The 15,248-nt window shown below is 73.6% G+C and carries 13 protein-coding genes; 9 read left to right on the top strand and 4 right to left on the bottom strand.

The window, feature by feature from the left end:
* Nucleotides 1-60 precede the first annotated feature (60 nt).
* The gene (gene sepH, locus ABD220_RS04425) at nt 61-1,452 is read right to left on the bottom strand and encodes a septation protein SepH (RefSeq protein ID WP_344120164.1); all 1,392 of its coding nucleotides are present in this window, start codon (nt 1,450-1,452) and stop codon (nt 61-63) included.
* Between the two features lie 302 nt (nt 1,453-1,754).
* Between sepH and ABD220_RS04420 the strand changes: the two genes are divergently transcribed.
* A complete protein-coding gene (locus tag ABD220_RS04420) occupies nt 1,755-2,054 on the top strand; it encodes a DUF4193 domain-containing protein (RefSeq protein WP_344120163.1) in 300 nt (99 codons plus the stop codon).
* Between the two features lie 93 nt (nt 2,055-2,147).
* On the opposite strand, the gene ABD220_RS04415 is transcribed toward ABD220_RS04420, so the two are convergent.
* Nucleotides 2,148-2,669 (bottom strand): DUF3093 domain-containing protein, encoded by a 522-nt coding sequence (locus ABD220_RS04415; RefSeq protein ID WP_344120162.1) that lies wholly within the window; start codon nt 2,667-2,669, stop codon nt 2,148-2,150.
* A gap of 111 nt (nt 2,670-2,780) precedes the next feature.
* On the opposite strand from ABD220_RS04415, the gene dut reads away from it, so the two are divergent.
* The 4 genes from dut (at nt 2,781) to ABD220_RS04395 (ending at nt 5,130) form a co-directional block, all read left to right on the top strand.
* Nucleotides 2,781-3,209: a dUTP diphosphatase gene (gene dut / locus ABD220_RS04410; protein WP_425552509.1), complete on the top strand. Its 429-nt coding sequence runs from the start codon at nt 2,781-2,783 to the stop codon at nt 3,207-3,209.
* A gap of 71 nt (nt 3,210-3,280) precedes the next feature.
* Nucleotides 3,281-4,000 carry a DUF3710 domain-containing protein gene (locus tag ABD220_RS04405; RefSeq protein WP_344120160.1) on the top strand — a complete coding sequence of 240 codons (720 nt, stop codon included), beginning with the start codon at nt 3,281-3,283 and terminating at the stop codon, nt 3,998-4,000.
* A 3-nt stretch (nt 4,001-4,003) separates the two neighbouring features.
* Entirely contained in the window at nt 4,004-4,408 is a 405-nt protein-coding gene (locus ABD220_RS04400) for a single stranded DNA-binding domain-containing protein (RefSeq protein ID WP_344120159.1), read from the top strand.
* On the top strand, nt 4,405-5,130 hold the full coding sequence (locus ABD220_RS04395) for a DUF3159 domain-containing protein (protein WP_344120158.1): 726 nt from the start codon (nt 4,405-4,407) through the stop codon (nt 5,128-5,130). Before ABD220_RS04400 ends, ABD220_RS04395 begins: the two co-directional genes overlap by 4 nt.
* 15 nt (nt 5,131-5,145) lie before the next feature.
* On the opposite strand, the gene ABD220_RS04390 is transcribed toward ABD220_RS04395, so the two are convergent.
* A complete protein-coding gene (locus tag ABD220_RS04390; RefSeq protein WP_344120156.1) occupies nt 5,146-5,829 on the bottom strand; it encodes a potassium channel family protein in 684 nt (227 codons plus the stop codon).
* The gene (locus ABD220_RS04385; protein WP_344120154.1) at nt 5,829-6,575 is read right to left on the bottom strand and encodes a potassium channel family protein; all 747 of its coding nucleotides are present in this window, start codon (nt 6,573-6,575) and stop codon (nt 5,829-5,831) included. Before ABD220_RS04385 ends, ABD220_RS04390 begins: the two co-directional genes overlap by 1 nt.
* 85 nt (nt 6,576-6,660) lie before the next feature.
* On the opposite strand from ABD220_RS04385, the gene ABD220_RS04380 reads away from it, so the two are divergent.
* From ABD220_RS04380 to dxs, 4 genes are all read left to right on the top strand, one after another.
* Nucleotides 6,661-8,661 (top strand): APC family permease, encoded by a 2,001-nt coding sequence (locus ABD220_RS04380; protein WP_344120152.1) that lies wholly within the window; start codon nt 6,661-6,663, stop codon nt 8,659-8,661.
* Nucleotides 8,658-10,058 (top strand): class I SAM-dependent RNA methyltransferase, encoded by a 1,401-nt coding sequence (locus ABD220_RS04375; RefSeq protein WP_344120150.1) that lies wholly within the window; start codon nt 8,658-8,660, stop codon nt 10,056-10,058. The genes ABD220_RS04380 and ABD220_RS04375 overlap by 4 nt, the downstream gene beginning before the upstream one ends.
* Nucleotides 10,059-10,221: 163 nt before the next feature.
* Entirely contained in the window at nt 10,222-13,050 is a 2,829-nt protein-coding gene (locus tag ABD220_RS04370) for an aconitate hydratase (protein ID WP_344120148.1), read from the top strand.
* A gap of 166 nt (nt 13,051-13,216) precedes the next feature.
* Nucleotides 13,217-15,247, top strand: coding sequence for a 1-deoxy-D-xylulose-5-phosphate synthase (gene dxs, locus ABD220_RS04365; protein ID WP_344120146.1), 2,031 nt, complete (start codon nt 13,217-13,219; stop codon nt 15,245-15,247).
* Nucleotide 15,248: the final 1 nt, after the last annotated feature.

Raw genomic sequence — 15,248 nt, 5'->3', positions numbered from 1 at the left:
CCTGCTGCGTGCACTCTAACGCGTGCCGGGCGGACGGCGCCGGACGGCACGCACCGGGGCTCAGTCGGAGGAGCTCCCGAAGACGATGTCGTCCCAGCTGGGCACCGAGGACCGCGTGGAGCGCCGCGCCTTGGCGGTCTTGTTGCGCGGGCGGGGCCGTTCGGGCGTGGTCTCCTCCGCCGGCTGGGGGTCCTGCGCAGGCGCGGAGTCCTCGATCTCCTCGCGGGGGACCCCGGGGGCCCGGTCCGCGGAGCGGCCGCCCGGGGAGTCCCCGGCCGTGGCGCCCTCGGCCTCCGGGGCTGCCGCGCCGGAGCCCGCCGCGTCCGACGGGGTCTCGGGCCGGTCGGGGGTGGAGCCCTCGGCCCGCTCCCGCTCGTCCTCCCGGGCGGCCGGCCGAGTGCCGTTCCGTGCGAGCGGCTGCTCGGCGGGTTCCTCGGCAGGTCCCTCAACGGGTTCCTCGACGGGCTGCCCGGCAGGCTCTCCGGCGGACCGGGGGACGGGCTGCCCGTCCGTCCGGGGCGAGGGCCCACCGGCCGGCTCCGGGGCGGCTCCGGGCTCGGGGAACTGCGTGGCCGGCTGGAAGGGGCGGTCGAAGACCGAGCTGTCCTCGGGGGCGGCGAGCGGACGGGGCCGTCGCTCGACGTGCCCCATGCCGCGGCCCAGCAGCTCGGCCAGAGCGTCGTCCCCGTCGGCATCCTCGCCGATGCGCTGCCCGCGGCGGGCCTGCAGGACGTCGAGCAGGTCGTCGGCCTCCACGGCGGACCGGCGCAGCTGCGTGAGCTCGGGGTCGAGGCCCCCGTCCAGGACGCCGAGGCCCGTGCCGAGCGGCGTGTCCGGTGCGCCGGCCTCCGTGAGCGCCTCCGCCCACGGGTTCGCCGGCCGGACGCTCTGGTTCGCCGGGTTGTAGAGCCACTCGGCCAGCGGCTCGTCGTGGGCCGGGGCGGCGGAGGGGTCGACCACGGAGAACCGGGCGACCACCGCCCACAGGTGGTCCTCCCGCTGCCACGAGTCCCACTCGAGGGAGGAGGGGTCCACCCCGAGGTCGCCGGCCCGGTGGGCGACGGCGCGGCCCAGGGTGAGGGGCTCGCCCTCGAAGACGGAGTGATAGCCGCGGTGCGCGGAGCGGTCCTCGATCTCGACCTTCTGCGCCTCGGCCGCGATGTGGGCGCGCTCGGCGAGGATCGGCCACTCGTAGCGGCGGACCCGGGCGGACTCCCAGCCGCTCTCGGCCACGATCTCCTCGACCGTGGCCCCGGACCGGAAGCGGGCCTGGATCTCGCGGGGCCCGAACTGGCCGGTGCCCCGCTGACGGGCGCCCGGCAGCCGCCGGGCGCGCTGGACGGCCAGGCGCAGCTCCTGGTCGATCCGCAACAGGTGGCGGGTGCCTGCCTCGTCCTCGACGACCAGGTGCTCACCGTCGTCGTGCACACCTGCCAGGCGCAACTGCTCCATGCTGTCATTCCTCCGGGGGTGGTTCTCGGGTGCGCTCGGGGTCGTCGAGCGGGCGCTGCGGGGCGGGTCCACCGGTCGCGGCCGACGTGCCGGTGAGGGCCCGCCACCAATCCTACTGGCCGTCGCGCGACCCCGGCCGGAGGTCGCTCGCGGACGGCCTCGGCCGCGTGTTCACAGGCCCCGGGCAGGGTTGGATTTTTGCCCTCGGATGGTGAACAATCTACGCGACACAGAGCCCGGTGGGCGGCGCAGAGCCGTGCCGGCGCCCGCCCTCGGACCCCTCATTGGAGCGAAGACCGGACATGGCCACTGATTACGACGCGCCGCGCAAGCAGGACGACGAGCTCAAGGAGGACTCGATCGAGGAGCTGCAGACGCGCCGCACCGATCCGCAGTCCGGCAGTGTGGACGAGGACGAGGCGGCCGCGGCCGAGAGCTTCGAGCTGCCGGGCGCGGACCTCTCCAACGAGGAGCTGTCCGTCGTCGTGCTGCCGGCCCAGGAGGACGAGTTCACCTGCGGTTCGTGCTTCCTGGTGCGCCACCGCTCCCAGATCGCCGAGGAGCGGGGCGGGGTCAAGTACTGCATCGAGTGCGTGGGCTGAGCCCCGCAGGGTCGAGCTCGCCCGGGGACCGGGAGAACCCCGTCGTGACGGTCGTCGCGGCGGGGTTCTTCCGTGCAGTGGGACCGCCCGCGCTCACGGGCGGGCGGACAGCACCTCGACGATCCGCTCCGGGTGCCGGGTGGAGGTCAGCCAGTAGGGCGTGGGGTCGACGGGGTCGGTGATCCGGATCCGCACCACGGGGCCCACGGACGCCCGGAAGTTCATGAAGGCCCGTCCGTCCAGCTCGGGGCCGCGGACGCGCCGGACGTCGTCGCCGCGGAAGGCCTCGGCCTCGCCCACGAAGCGTCGCTCGATGCGGGCCCGGCCGACCTGCAGGGACTCGTCGGTCACGACGATCGTGGTGCTGGAGGCCACGAGGGCCACGGCGGCGCCGCCACCGACCACCACGGCCGCGGCTGCGGCCACCCACGGGTCGATGGGGGCGAGGGAGACCAGGGCGACGACGCCCGCGAAGAGCACGAGCAGCCACATCCACCACGCGGGGGTGAGCTTCTCCTCGTAGAGGATCCGGGCACCGGGCCGCTCGGAGGAGGAACGGCGGGGCTCGCGGGGGTCGTCGGCCGGGGACGCACTGGAGGACGCAGGATGGGACATGGCTCTAGCGTCTCACGACTGCGCCCGGGGTCCGGCGCGTTAGAGTGGGGCACTGTGAACGACCAGTCGACAGGCCACCGGCCGCCGTCGGGCAACGGGCGCCCGCTCAGCATCGCGCTGCAGGCCCTGGACCCGGACCTGCCCCTGCCCGTGTACGCGAAGCCCGGGGACGCGGGCGCGGACCTGCGCTCGCGCGAGGACGTGGTCCTCGGCCCCGGGGAGCGGGCCCTGGTGCCCACGGGGGTGGCGATCGCGCTGCCCGAGGGGTTCGCGGGGTTCGTGCACCCCCGGTCGGGGCTGGCCGCCCGGCACGGCATCACGGTGGTCAACGCCCCGGGCACGGTGGACTCCGGCTACCGGGGCGAGATCATGGTCACGCTGCTCAACACGGACGGCGCCGAGTCCTTCACGGTCCGCCGCGGCGACCGCATCGCCCAGCTCGTCGTCCAGCGCGTCGAGCAGGCCGTCTTCGAGGTCGTCGAGGTGCTCCCCGGCTCGGCGCGCGGCGGTACGGGCTTCGGCTCCAGCGGCACCGCCTGAAACCACGAGCCGACCCCCCACGAGCTCACGCCACGAGCCGGTACTGCGTGCCGGCGGAGGAGAACGACAACATGTTCGGTCGCAAGAAGAAGAAGCCGGTGGCGCAGGACGCCGCCCCGCAGCAGCCGGAGACCGCGCCGAGCGCGGAGGACGCCGCGGCGGCGCGGCGCCGGGAGCCGCAGGGCCCGCTCGACGTCTCCCAGGTCGACGACCGCGACGGCTACCTCGATCTCGGCGCCGTGCTCGTGCGTCCCCGTCCGGGGCTGGGGGTGCGGCTCGAGATGGACGAGCGCGCGCAGCGCCCCCGCGCCGTCGCCCTCGACCTCGGCGGGGGCTCGGTCCAGATCCAGGCGTTCGCCGCACCCCGCTCCGAGGGCCTGTGGGACGAGGTCCGCCGCGAGCTGGTGCAGTCGCTGCGCACGAGCAACGGCGAGCCGACCGTCGAGGAGGGGCCCTTCGGTCTCCAGGTCGTCACCCGCTTCCCGGCCACGGCCTCCGACGGGACCCGCGGCTTCCGCCTCGCCCGCTTCGTGGGCGTCGACGGGCCGCGCTGGTTCGTGCGGGCCGTGTTCACCGGCACCGCCGCGGTGACGGCGGAGTCGGCCGCGGCCCTCGACGAGGTCGTGCGGGAGCTCGTCGTGGTGCGCGGCGACCGGCCCATGCCTCCCCGGGAGCTGCTCGAGCTGGTCGTGCCCGAGGGCGCCGTCCGCGGTCCCACCCCGGAACCGGAACCGGAACCGGAGCCCGTGCGGCCGCCGCGGCGCGGCCCCGAGATCACGGAGATCGGCTGAGCCATGACGAGAACAGGCAGCGGGGACGCCCGGCCCACGCCGGGGACGGGGGCCATCGACGTGGTCGCCGAGGCGCCGGTGTGCGCCGGCGACCTCGACCCCTCGACCGCCGCCGGGGGCCGGCGCCGGGTGATGGCGACCGGTCTCGTGGTGGAGGTGACCGTGCCCCCGGCGGGCGGCCCGCAGAACTACACCGCCCTGCTCGTCCCGGACTCCCCGCAGGCACCGGGGGACGAGGCGCTGGTGGCGCCCCGACCGCTGCGCCTCGTGTGGCACGGCCAGCGCACCGTGCCGGGCGTCACCGCGGGGACGCGGCTGCGCTGCGTGGGCGTGGTGAGCTTCCGGGACGGGCGCCCCTCGATGTTCAACCCCCGCTACGAGATCATCGCGAAGCAGGTCAGCCGATGACGGAGCCGCAGGAGCCCGGGAGCACCGCGGGCGAGCCCGGGCGCCGCCCCGACGTGGAGCGCTCGATGGCCGCCTACGCCGCGCGCTCGGGCATGCGCCGCAAGGACAACGGACAGCTCGACGTGCTCCACGCCGTCGGCGGCTGGCGCGGCCTGGCCGAGACGATCCTGCCGGGCTTCGTGTTCCTCGCCGTGCTGCTCGTCGGCAACGTCCTCGGGGTGGCGCTGGTCGCCTCCCTGGGCACGGCCGCGCTGTTCACCGTGCTGCGCCTCGTCCAGCGCCAGAGCCTCGTGCAGGCCGCGTCCGGCTTCGTGGGGGTGGGCGTCTGCGCGCTGTTCGCGCGGGCCACCGGCGAGGCGCTGGACTACTACGTCCCCGGCTTCTGGATCAACGCGGCCTGGCTCGGGGGCCTCGGCGTGTCCCTGCTCGCCGGCTGGCCGCTGCTCGGCGTCTTCTACGGCTACATCCGCGGGGAGGGCGCCCAGTGGCGCGACGTCCCGGTGCGCCGCCGCGCCTACCAGGTGGCCACGGTGATGCTCATGGCGATGTTCGCCGCCCGTCTGGTCGTGCAGGTGCCCCTGTACCTCGCGGAGAACCTCACCGGGCTGGGCGTGGCCCGCCTGGTCATGGGCGTGCCCCTGTACGCGCTGACCCTGTGGCTCGCGTGGCTCGTCTCCCGGCCTCCCGAGCAGATCGCGGCCCAGGAGCAGGACACCCCCTGAGGCCCTGCGCCGGGCTCAGGTCCGGTGCGGCTCGTGCCGGCCGGCGGTCGTGAACATCGCCCGCAGCTGCGCCTCGCCCTCCGTGGTGGAGATGAAGAACAGCTGGTCGGCGCCCTCGACCACGTCGTCCCCCGAGGGGGTGATGGGCACCCCGTCGCGCAGGATGGCCACGAGCGCCACGTCCGGCGGCCACGGCACCTGGGAGACCATCGTGGCGATGATCGGGTGCTCGTGCGGCACCGTGTAGGCGGACAGGGTCGCACCGCCCGTCTGCAGGGTCAGCAGCCGCACCACGTCGCCGACCTCCACGGCCTCCTCCACGAGCGCGGTCATCAGCCGCGGCGTGGACACGGCCACGTCCACGCCCCACGCGTCGTCGAAGAGCCACTCGTTCTTGGGGTTGTTGACCCGCCCCACCGTGCGCGGCACGCCGAACTCGCTGCGCGCCAGGAGGGAGACCACGAGGTTCGCCTTGTCGTCGCCCGTGGCGGCGACGACGACGTCGGTCTCCTCCAGCCCGCCCTCCCGCAGCGTGGAGAGCTCGCAGGCGTCCCCGATGATCCACTGCGCACCGCGCAGGTCCGAGCGGCCGATGACCTCGGGCTTCTCGTCGAAGATCACCACCTCGTGCTGGTGGGAGAGCAGCTCCCGGGCGATCGAGGCGCCCACGGCGCCCGCGCCCACGATGACCACGCGCATCAGGATCCTCCCCGGGAGGTGTCGTCGGAGCCGGCCGCGTCCTCGGACTCCCGGCGCAGGGAGTTGGCGAGGTCGAGCACGTCCGGGTCGGGCCGGCGGGACAGGACGCGGGACACCGCCTCGACGTCGTCGGTGCGCATCATGGCGTGCACCACGTCCCCCTGTTGGTAGCTCATGTCGGGGCCCGGCAGCACGCCCTCCCCGAAGCGCGTCACGAACGCGATCCGCACCCCCGTGGCCTCCTCGATCGCGTCCAGGTGCAGCCCCGACCACGAGTCGTCCAGGGACAGCTCGCCCAGCTGGAGCCGGCCCGAGGCCTCACGGAAGTCGGCGGTGATCGTCTGCTCGGGCAGGATCCGGCGCAGCGCCTGGTCGGCGCTCCAGCGCACGGCGGCGACGGTGGGGATCCCCAGCCGCTGGTAGAACTCCGCCCGGGAGGGGTCGTAGATGCGGGCCACCACGTGGCGGACCCGGAACGTCTCGCGCGCCACGCGCGCCGCGATGATGTTGGAGTTGTCCCCGCTCGACACGGCCGCGAAGGCGTAGGCCTCCTCGATCCCGGCCCGGCGCAGCACCTCCTGGTCGAAGCCCAGGCCGGTGACCTTCTTGCCCTCGAAGGACTTGCGCAGCCGCCGGAAGGCGCGGTCGTCCTGGTCGATCACCGCCACGGTGTGCCCGGAGTCCTCGAGGGCGTGGGCGACCATCACGCCGACGCGCCCCACTCCCATGATCACGAAATGCGCCATGCCTCTCAGCCTAGGTCACCCCGGGGACGCGGTCGGCACCGGGTGCGGCGGACAATCGGTGCGGGACGGACTACCGTGGGGAGCCGTGCAGAGCATTCCCCGGGCGCTGAGGCGTGCCCTCGTCGGCAAGCCCATCCACAACGAGCGGTTCAGCGACGCCGTGCTGCCCAAGCGCACGGCGCTGCCGGTCTTCTCGGCGGACGCCCTCTCCTCGGTCGCCTACGCCCCCGACGAGATCATCCTCACCCTCGCGCTCGCCGGGACCACGGCCGTGGCGGTCTCCCCGTGGGTGGGCCTGGCCGTGCTCGTGGTGCTCGCCGTGGTGATCACCGCCTACCGGCAGAACGTGCGCGCCTACCCCTCCGGCGGCGGCGACTACGAGATCGTCTCCAAGAACCTCGGGCGGACCGCGGGCGTGGGCGTGGGCGCGGCCCTGATGGCCGACTACGCCCTCGTCGTGGCGGTGTCCATGGCGACCGCCGCGCAGTACGTCACCGCCGCGCTGCCCGCGCTCGCCGGCCGGCGGGTGGAGCTCGCCGTGGCCGGGATCCTCTTCGTGGGCCTGCTCAACCTCCGCGGCCTGAAGTTCATGGGCCGGGCCGCCGCCGTGCCCACCTACTTCTTCCTCGCCGTGCTGGCCGCGCTGCTGCTCGTGGGCCTGGTCCAGGACCTCACCGGTTCCCTGGGGGACGCCCCCAGCGCCGGCCGGGAGGTCCTGCCGGCCGCCGGCTTCGACGCCGGGCTGGCGGGTCTGGCCGGCGCCCTGCTGGTGCTCCGCGCGTTCTCCTCCGGGGCCGTGGCCCTGACCGGCGTGGAGACCATCACCAACTCGGTGCCCTACTTCCGCAAGCCCCGCGCCGCCAACGCGGCCGCCACGCTGGGCGTGCTCGGTGCCGTCTCGGCGGCCCTGCTGGCCGGCGTGCTCTACCTCGCGGACCGCGCGGACGTGGTGGTGGTCGGCGATCCGGCGGCGCAGCTGCTCGTCGACGGCCGGCTCCCCGGCCCCGACTTCTTCCAGGACCCCGTCCTGGGCCAGCTCGCCAAGACCGTCTTCGGCACCGACTCCCTGTGGTTCTTCGTGCTGGTCGCCGCGACGGTGGGCGTGCTGATCCTCGCCGCGAACACCGCCTTCTCCGGCTTCCCCACGCTGGCGTCCCGGCTGGCGCGGGACGCCTTCCTGCCCCGCCAGCTGCAGGCGCGCGGGGACCGCTTCGCGTTCACCAACGGCATCCTGCTGCTGCTGCTCGTCGCCGTGCTCCTCACCGTGGCGTTCGGGGCCAACGTCAACAGCCTCATCCAGCTCTACATCGTGGGCGTGTTCGTCTCCTTCACGCTCACGCAGGCCGGCATGCTCCGGCACTGGGCGCGCGTGCGGCGGATGCGCCCGCACCCGGGGGTCCGCCGCGAGCTGTTCGTGCGCCGGGCCGTGGCCCTGGTCGCGTTCGTCCTGTGCGCGGCGGTGCTCGTCGTCGTGCTCGTCACCAAGCTCACCCAGGGCGCGTGGATCACCATCGTGGCCATCCTGGTCCTGAGCACGGCCATGGCAGGGGTCCGGCGGCACTACGACGCGGTGGACGCGGAGCTCGCGCTCCGGCCGGACTCCCCGGTGCGGGCGCTGCCCTCCCGGGTGCACGCCATCATCTACGTCTCCTCCGTCCGCAAGCCGCTCATGCGCGCCCTCGCCTACGCCCGGGCGTCCCGGCCCTCGACCCTCGAGGCCGTCGTCGTGGACACGAACGCCGCCGCCACCCGGCGGATCCTCGACGAGTGGCGGCGGCTGGAGATCCCGGTGCCCGTCACCGTGCTCCACGCCCCCTACCGGGACACCATCGGACCGGTCGTCGACCACGTGCGCGGAGTGCGCCGCAAGTCGCCCCGGGACCTGGTCGTGGTGTACCTGCCCGAGTACGTGGTGCGGCACCGGTGGGAGCGGCTGCTGCACAACCAGGCCATCCGGCCGCTGCGGGCCCGCCTGCACGAGGAGCGCGGGGTCATGACGGCCTCCGTGCCCTGGCACCTGTCCTCCGCCTCCGGCGAGGACACGGGCCCCGAGTCCGCCCCCGAGCAGAGAGCGACCCGCCCGTGACCCCGCCCCGCACCCCCGCCCCCGCAGCGTTCGCCGGACCCGCCGAGCTCGAGCTGCGCCTGGGCCCCGTCGCCCACGGCGGCCACACCGTGGCCCGCACCGGCGAGGGCCGGGTGGTGTTCGTCCGCCACGGCCTGCCCGGCGAGCTCGTCCGGGTGCGCCTCACCGACAGCGGCCCCGCGGCCCGGTTCTGGCGCGGGGACGTCGTGGCCGTCCTGGAGGCGGACCCGCACCGGCGGACCGAGCACGTGTGGGCCCCGGCCGACCCCCTGCTGACGTGGGGGCGCGGCGAGCCGCCCGTCGGCGGCGCGGAGTTCGGCCACGCCGAGCTGACGGCCCAGCGCGCCCTGAAGGCCGCCGTGGTCGCCGAGCAGCTCGTCCACCTGGCCGGGCTCGAGACCGAGATCACCGTCGAGGCCATGCCGGGGGAGGATCCGCAGGGCCGCGGCTGGCGCACCCGCGCGCACTTCGCCGTGGACCCCGCGGGACGGATCGGGATGCACCCCCACCGCAGCGAGGCCGTCGTGCCGGTGGACGCCTTCCCGCTCGTGGTCCCCGCCATCGACGACCTGCGGCTCGGGCGGCTCGACCTGCGCGGTGCCGAGCGGGTCGACGTCGCCGCTCCCGCGGACGGCGGGACGCCGCTGGTGCACCTGAGCCTCGCCGCCGGAGCCGACCGGCACCGGCTGCGCCGCGAGCTCGCCCGCCTCACCGCGCAGCGGGACGTCTCCGTCACCGCCCGCGGCGAGGGGCAGCGCGAGCCCGAGACGTGGGCGGGACGGCCGTCCGTCGTCGAGCACGCCGGCCCGCACCGGTGGGAGGTCTCCGCCGAGGGGTTCTGGCAGATCCACCGCGCCGCCCCGCCATGGCTGCACCGGGAGGTGCCCGCGGCCGCCGCGGCGCGCCCCGGGGAGCACGCCCTCGACCTCTACGCCGGTGCCGGCCTGTTCACGGCCGCGCTCGCGGACGCCGTGGGGGAGACGGGCACCGTCGTGGCCGTCGAGGGCTCGCCGGTCACCAGCGCCGACGCCCGGCGCGCCTTCGCCGGCCGGCCGCAGGTCCGCGTCGAGCGGGGGAGCGTCGAGAAGGTGCTGGCGCGGACCTGGCCGCAGTCGACGCCCGCCCGGGGCCGCCGCCGCCCGGCCCGGGGCGGCGCCGCGGCCCGCCCCGACGTCGTGGTCCTGGATCCGCCCCGGGCGGGGGCCGGCCGGGCCGTCGTGGACCAGCTCGTGGCGCTCGCCCCGCGGCGGATCGCGTACCTGGCCTGCGACCCGGCCACGCTGGCGCGGGACCTCGGCCGGTTCCGCCGCGCCGGGTGGCACGTGCGGTCGGTGCGCGCCTTCGACATGTACCCGAACACCCACCACGTGGAGACGCTGGCGGTCCTCGAGCCCTGACGCGCACCGCCGTGCGCATGACGGCGACCGCGAGGGGTGGTTCGGAGTCACCGCGCTCGCACGGGCTACACTGACAGGTGACTGTTCACGGGAGAACCCCGGCGCTTCGCCGCCGACCTCCCGCGGGCGTTTCCAAGACGGTGGCGAGAGGAGTTCCACGCATATGAGCACGGTGGACAGCTTCGGGGCCAAGGGCGTTCTCGACGTCAAAGGCACCGAATACGAGATTTTCCGACTGAACACGCTGGAGGGTGCGCAGAAGCTCCCGTACAGCCTGAAGGTTCTGCTCGAGAACCTGTTGCGCACCGAGGACGGCGCCAACATCACCTCCGAGCACATCGAGGCCCTGGCCGACTGGGACCCCACGGCCGAGCCCAGCATCGAGATCCAGTTCACCCCGGGCCGCGTGATCATGCAGGACTTCACGGGCGTGCCCTGCATCGTCGACCTCGCCACCATGCGCGAGGCCATCGCGGACCTCGGCGGCGACCCCGCCCGGGTGAACCCGCTGGCCCCGGCCGAGCTGGTCATCGACCACTCCGTGCAGATCGACTCCTTCGGGACCTCGGACTCGATCGGGATCAACATGGACATCGAATACCAGCGCAACGGGGAGCGCTACCAGTTCCTGCGCTGGGGCCAGACCGCGTTCGACGACTTCAAGGTCGTCCCCCCGGGCATGGGCATCGTCCACCAGGTCAACATCGAGAACCTGGCCCGCGTCGTGATGACCCGCGAGGTCGACGGCGTGCTGCGCGCCTACCCGGACACCTGCGTGGGCACCGACTCGCACACCACCATGGAGAACGGCCTCGGCGTGCTCGGCTGGGGCGTGGGCGGCATCGAGGCCGAGGCCGCGATGCTCGGCCAGCCCATCTCCATGCTCATCCCCCGGGTGGTCGGCTTCAAGCTGACCGGTCAGATCCCGTCCGGCGCCACCGCCACCGACGTGGTCCTCACCATCACCGAGATGCTCCGCGAGCACGGCGTGGTCGGCAAGTTCGTCGAGTTCTACGGCGAGGGCGTCGGTGCCGTGCCCCTGGCGAACCGCGCCACCATCGGCAACATGAGCCCCGAGTTCGGCTCCACCGCCGCGATCTTCCCGATCGACGACGTCACCCTCGAGTACCTGCGCCTGACGGGCCGCTCCGACGAGCAGATCGACCTCGTCGAGGCGTACGTCAAGGAACAGGGGATGTGGCACGACCCGTCCGAGGAGATCGCCTTCTCCGAGTACCTGGAGCTGGACCTGTCCACCGTGGTGCCCTCGATCTCCGGGCCGAAGCGGCCGCAGGACCGCATCTCCCTCACGGACGCGAAGGCGCAGTTCCACGAGGACCTGGGCAATTACGCGACGCACGTGGACGACGACGTCACCGCGGGCAACACCGTCGACGACGCCTCGGCGCAGTCCTTCCCGGCCTCCGACGCCCCGGCCTACACCCCGGAGCACCCGCAGCCCGAGAAGGACCGCCCGCGCGAGCACCACACCTACGCCGATGACTCCCGTCCGACCAAGCGGGTCCCCGTGACCATGCCCGACGGCCGGGAGTTCGAGCTCGACCACGGCGCGGTCTCGATCGCCTCGATCACCTCGTGCACCAACACCTCCAACCCGTCGGTCATGATGGCCGCGGCGGTGCTGGCGCGCAACGCCGTCGAGAAGGGCCTCAAGGCAAAGCCGTGGGTCAAGACCTCGATCGCCCCCGGCTCCAAGGTCGTCACCGACTACTACGAGAAGTCCGGGCTGGTCCCCGCGCTGGAGGAGCTGGGCTTCTACATCGTGGGCTACGGCTGCACCACCTGCATCGGCAACTCGGGGCCGCTGGAGGAGGAGATCTCCCAGGCCATCCAGGACAACGACCTGGCCGTGACCTCGGTGCTCTCGGGCAACCGCAACTTCGAGGGCCGCATCAACCCGGACGTGAAGATGAACTACCTGGCGTCCCCGCCGCTGGTCATCGCCTACGCACTGGCCGGCAACATGGACTTCGACTTCGAGAAGGAGCCCCTGGGCCAGGACGCCGACGGCAACGAGGTGTACCTCAAGGACATCTGGCCGGACCCGGCCGAGGTGCAGAAGATCATCGACGCGTCCATCGACACCGAGATGTTCACCCGCGAGTACGGCACCATCTTCGACGGCGACGAGCGCTGGCAGAACCTGGACACCCCCACCGGCAAGACGTTCGAGTGGAACCCCGAGTCCACCTACGTCCGCAAGCCCCCGTACTTCGAGGGCATGACGATGGAGACGACGCCGGTCGAGGACATCACGGGCGCCCGCGTGCTGCTGAAGCTGGGCGACTCGGTCACGACCGACCACATCTCCCCGGCGGGCTCGTTCAAGTCCGACACCCCGGCCGGCAAGTACCTGATCGAGAACGGGGTCCAGCGCAAGGACTTCAACTCCTACGGCTCGCGCCGCGGCAACCACGAGGTCATGATCCGCGGCACCTTCGCCAACATCCGGATCAAGAACCAGCTCCTGGACGGCGTGGAGGGCGGCTACACCCGCGACTTCACGCAGGAGGGCGGCCCGCAGGCCGCCGTCTACGACGCCTCGGTCAACTACCAGGAGGCCGGCGTCCCGCTGGTCGTGCTGGGCGGCAAGGAGTACGGCTCCGGGTCCTCGCGCGACTGGGCCGCGAAGGGCACCTCCCTGCTGGGCGTCAAGGCCGTCATCGCCGAGAGCTACGAGCGCATCCACCGCTCGAACCTCATCGGCATGGGCGTGCTCCCGCTGCAGTTCCCGGCCGGCGAGTCCGCGGACTCCCTCGGCCTGGACGGCACGGAGACCTTCGACGTCCAGGGCGTGACCGGGCTCAACGAGGGCACCACCCCGAAGACGCTCAAGGTCACCGCCACGAAGGAGGACGGCACCACCGTCGAGTTCGACGCGGTCCTGCGCATCGACACGCCGGGCGAGGCCGACTACTACCGCAACGGCGGCATCCTGCAGTACGTGCTCAGGAACATCGCCGGCTCCTGATCCAGGTGCGCTCACCGTACGCAGGGGCCCGGTCCGGGGACGGACCGGGCCCCTGCGTGCTGACGGCCCTGTCGGGGCGACCGAGTAGGATCGGGGGAGCGCGCCGCCCCGGACCTCCCGGGAGACGGCGCGAGCGACCACGACGCCGAGGACTGCGGGAGAAACCATGAGCGTGCTGGAGCGGGTGTCCGGGCCCGAGGACCTCGCGGGGCTGAGCCGGGCCGAGCTGGGCCGGCTGGCCGAGGAGATCCGCGAGTTCCTCGTCACCCACGTCTCCGCGACGGGCGGTCACCTGGGGCCCAACCTGGGGGTCGTCGAGCTCACGCTCGGGGTGCACCGGGTCTTCGACTCGCCCAAGGACTCCGTGGTCTTCGACACCGGGCACCAGTCCTACGTGCACAAGCTGCTCACCGGACGCAAGAACTTCGAGACGCTGCGCCAGGAGGGCGGTCTCGCCGGCTACCCGGACCGCCGGGAGTCCGAGCACGACATCGTCGAGTCCTCGCACGCGTCGTCGTCCCTGTCCTGGGCCGACGGCATCTCGCGCGGCTACGCCATGACCGGTCAGCACGACCGGCACACGGTCGTGCTGGTGGGGGACGGGGCGCTCACCGGCGGGATGGCCTGGGAGGCCGTCAACAACATCGCCTCCGACCGCGACCGGAAGGTCGTCATCGTGGTCAACGACAACGGCCGGTCCTACGCCCCGACCGTGGGCGGCTTCGCCAACCACCTCGCCGAGCTCCAGGCCAGCGTGCAGCAGGGCGTGGACGCCGTGCGCACCGACCGCCGCTACGAGCAGACCCTCGGGACCGTCAAGGACCTGCTGAAGCACTCCGGCCCGGTCGGGGAGATGTTCTACCGGGGCCTGCACGGGATGAAGCAGGGCATCAAGGACGTGGTGGTGCCCCAGGGCATCTTCGAGGACCTCGGCATGAAGTACGTCGGTCCCGTCGACGGGCACGACCTCGAGGCCGTCGAGCAGGCGCTGAACAACGCCAAGAACTACGGCGGGCCGGTCATCGTGCACGCCATCACCGAGAAGGGCCACGGCTACGGGCCCGCGACCGCGAACGTGGACGACCAGTTCCACGCCGTGGGCGTCATCGACCCCGTCACCGGCCGCTCCACGGTGACGAGCTCCGAGCGCAGCTGGACGGCGGTGTTCCGCGACGAGATCGCCCGGATCGCCGACGAGCGCAAGGACGTCGTCGGCATCACCGGCGCCATGCTCATCCCCGTGGGGCTGCAGAAGATGCAGGCCGCCCACCCGGAGCGGGTCGTGGACGTGGGCATCGCCGAGCAGCACGCCATCGCGATGGCTGCCGGCATGGCCTACGGCGGGCTGCACCCCGTGGTGGCCCTCTACGCAACGTTCCTGAACCGCGGCTTCGACCAGCTCCTCATGGACGTGGCACTGCACCGGGCGGGCGTCACGGTGGTCCTCGACCGGGCCGGCGTCACCGGCCCGGACGGACCCAGCCACCACGGCATGTGGGACCTGGCGCTGCTCCAGATCGTGCCCGGGCTCCACCTCGCCGCCCCGCGCGACGAGCCGACCCTGACCGAGGAGCTGCGCGAGGCGGTGGCGGTCGACGACGCCCCCACCGTCATCCGCTATCCCAAGGGTGCGGTGGGCGCCCCCGTCCCGGCCGTCGAGCGGCTGGCGGACGGGGTGGACGTGCTCGTGCGCCGCGGCGGGGAGAGCGGGACGGAGGGCGCGCGCCGGGACGTCCTGCTGGTGTCCGTCGGTGCCATGAGCGGGCTGGCGCTGGACGTGGCCGACCGGCTGGAGGCCCACGGCGTGTCCGCCACCGTGGTCGACCCCCGCTGGGTGCTGCCCGTGCCGGCCTCGGTCATCGAGCTCGCCGCCCAGCACCGGATCGTGGTGGTCGTCGAGGACGGCGTGCGCGCCGGCGGGATCGGCTCCCGGATCCGCCAGGAGATGCGGGCGGCGGGGGTCGACACCGCCCTGAACGAGGTGGGCCTGCCCACGGAGTTCCTCCTGCACGGCTCTCGCTCCCAGGTCCTGGCGCGAGTGGGGCTCACCGCCCAGCGCGTCGCCCAGGACACGCTGGCGTCCGTGCTCGGGACCCGGGTGCCCTACGCCCGCCCGGTGGCCACCGGTCAGGAGGACGTGCCCGACACGGCCGAAGGGGCCCGGGGGGCGTCGCTGCCGCGGTCCCACCGGGGCTGAG

The sequence above is a fragment of the Kocuria aegyptia genome, assembly GCF_039530085.1.
GTDB lineage: Bacteria > Actinomycetota > Actinomycetes > Actinomycetales > Micrococcaceae > Kocuria > Kocuria aegyptia.
This window is presented reverse-complemented; position numbering and strand designations above follow the sequence as displayed.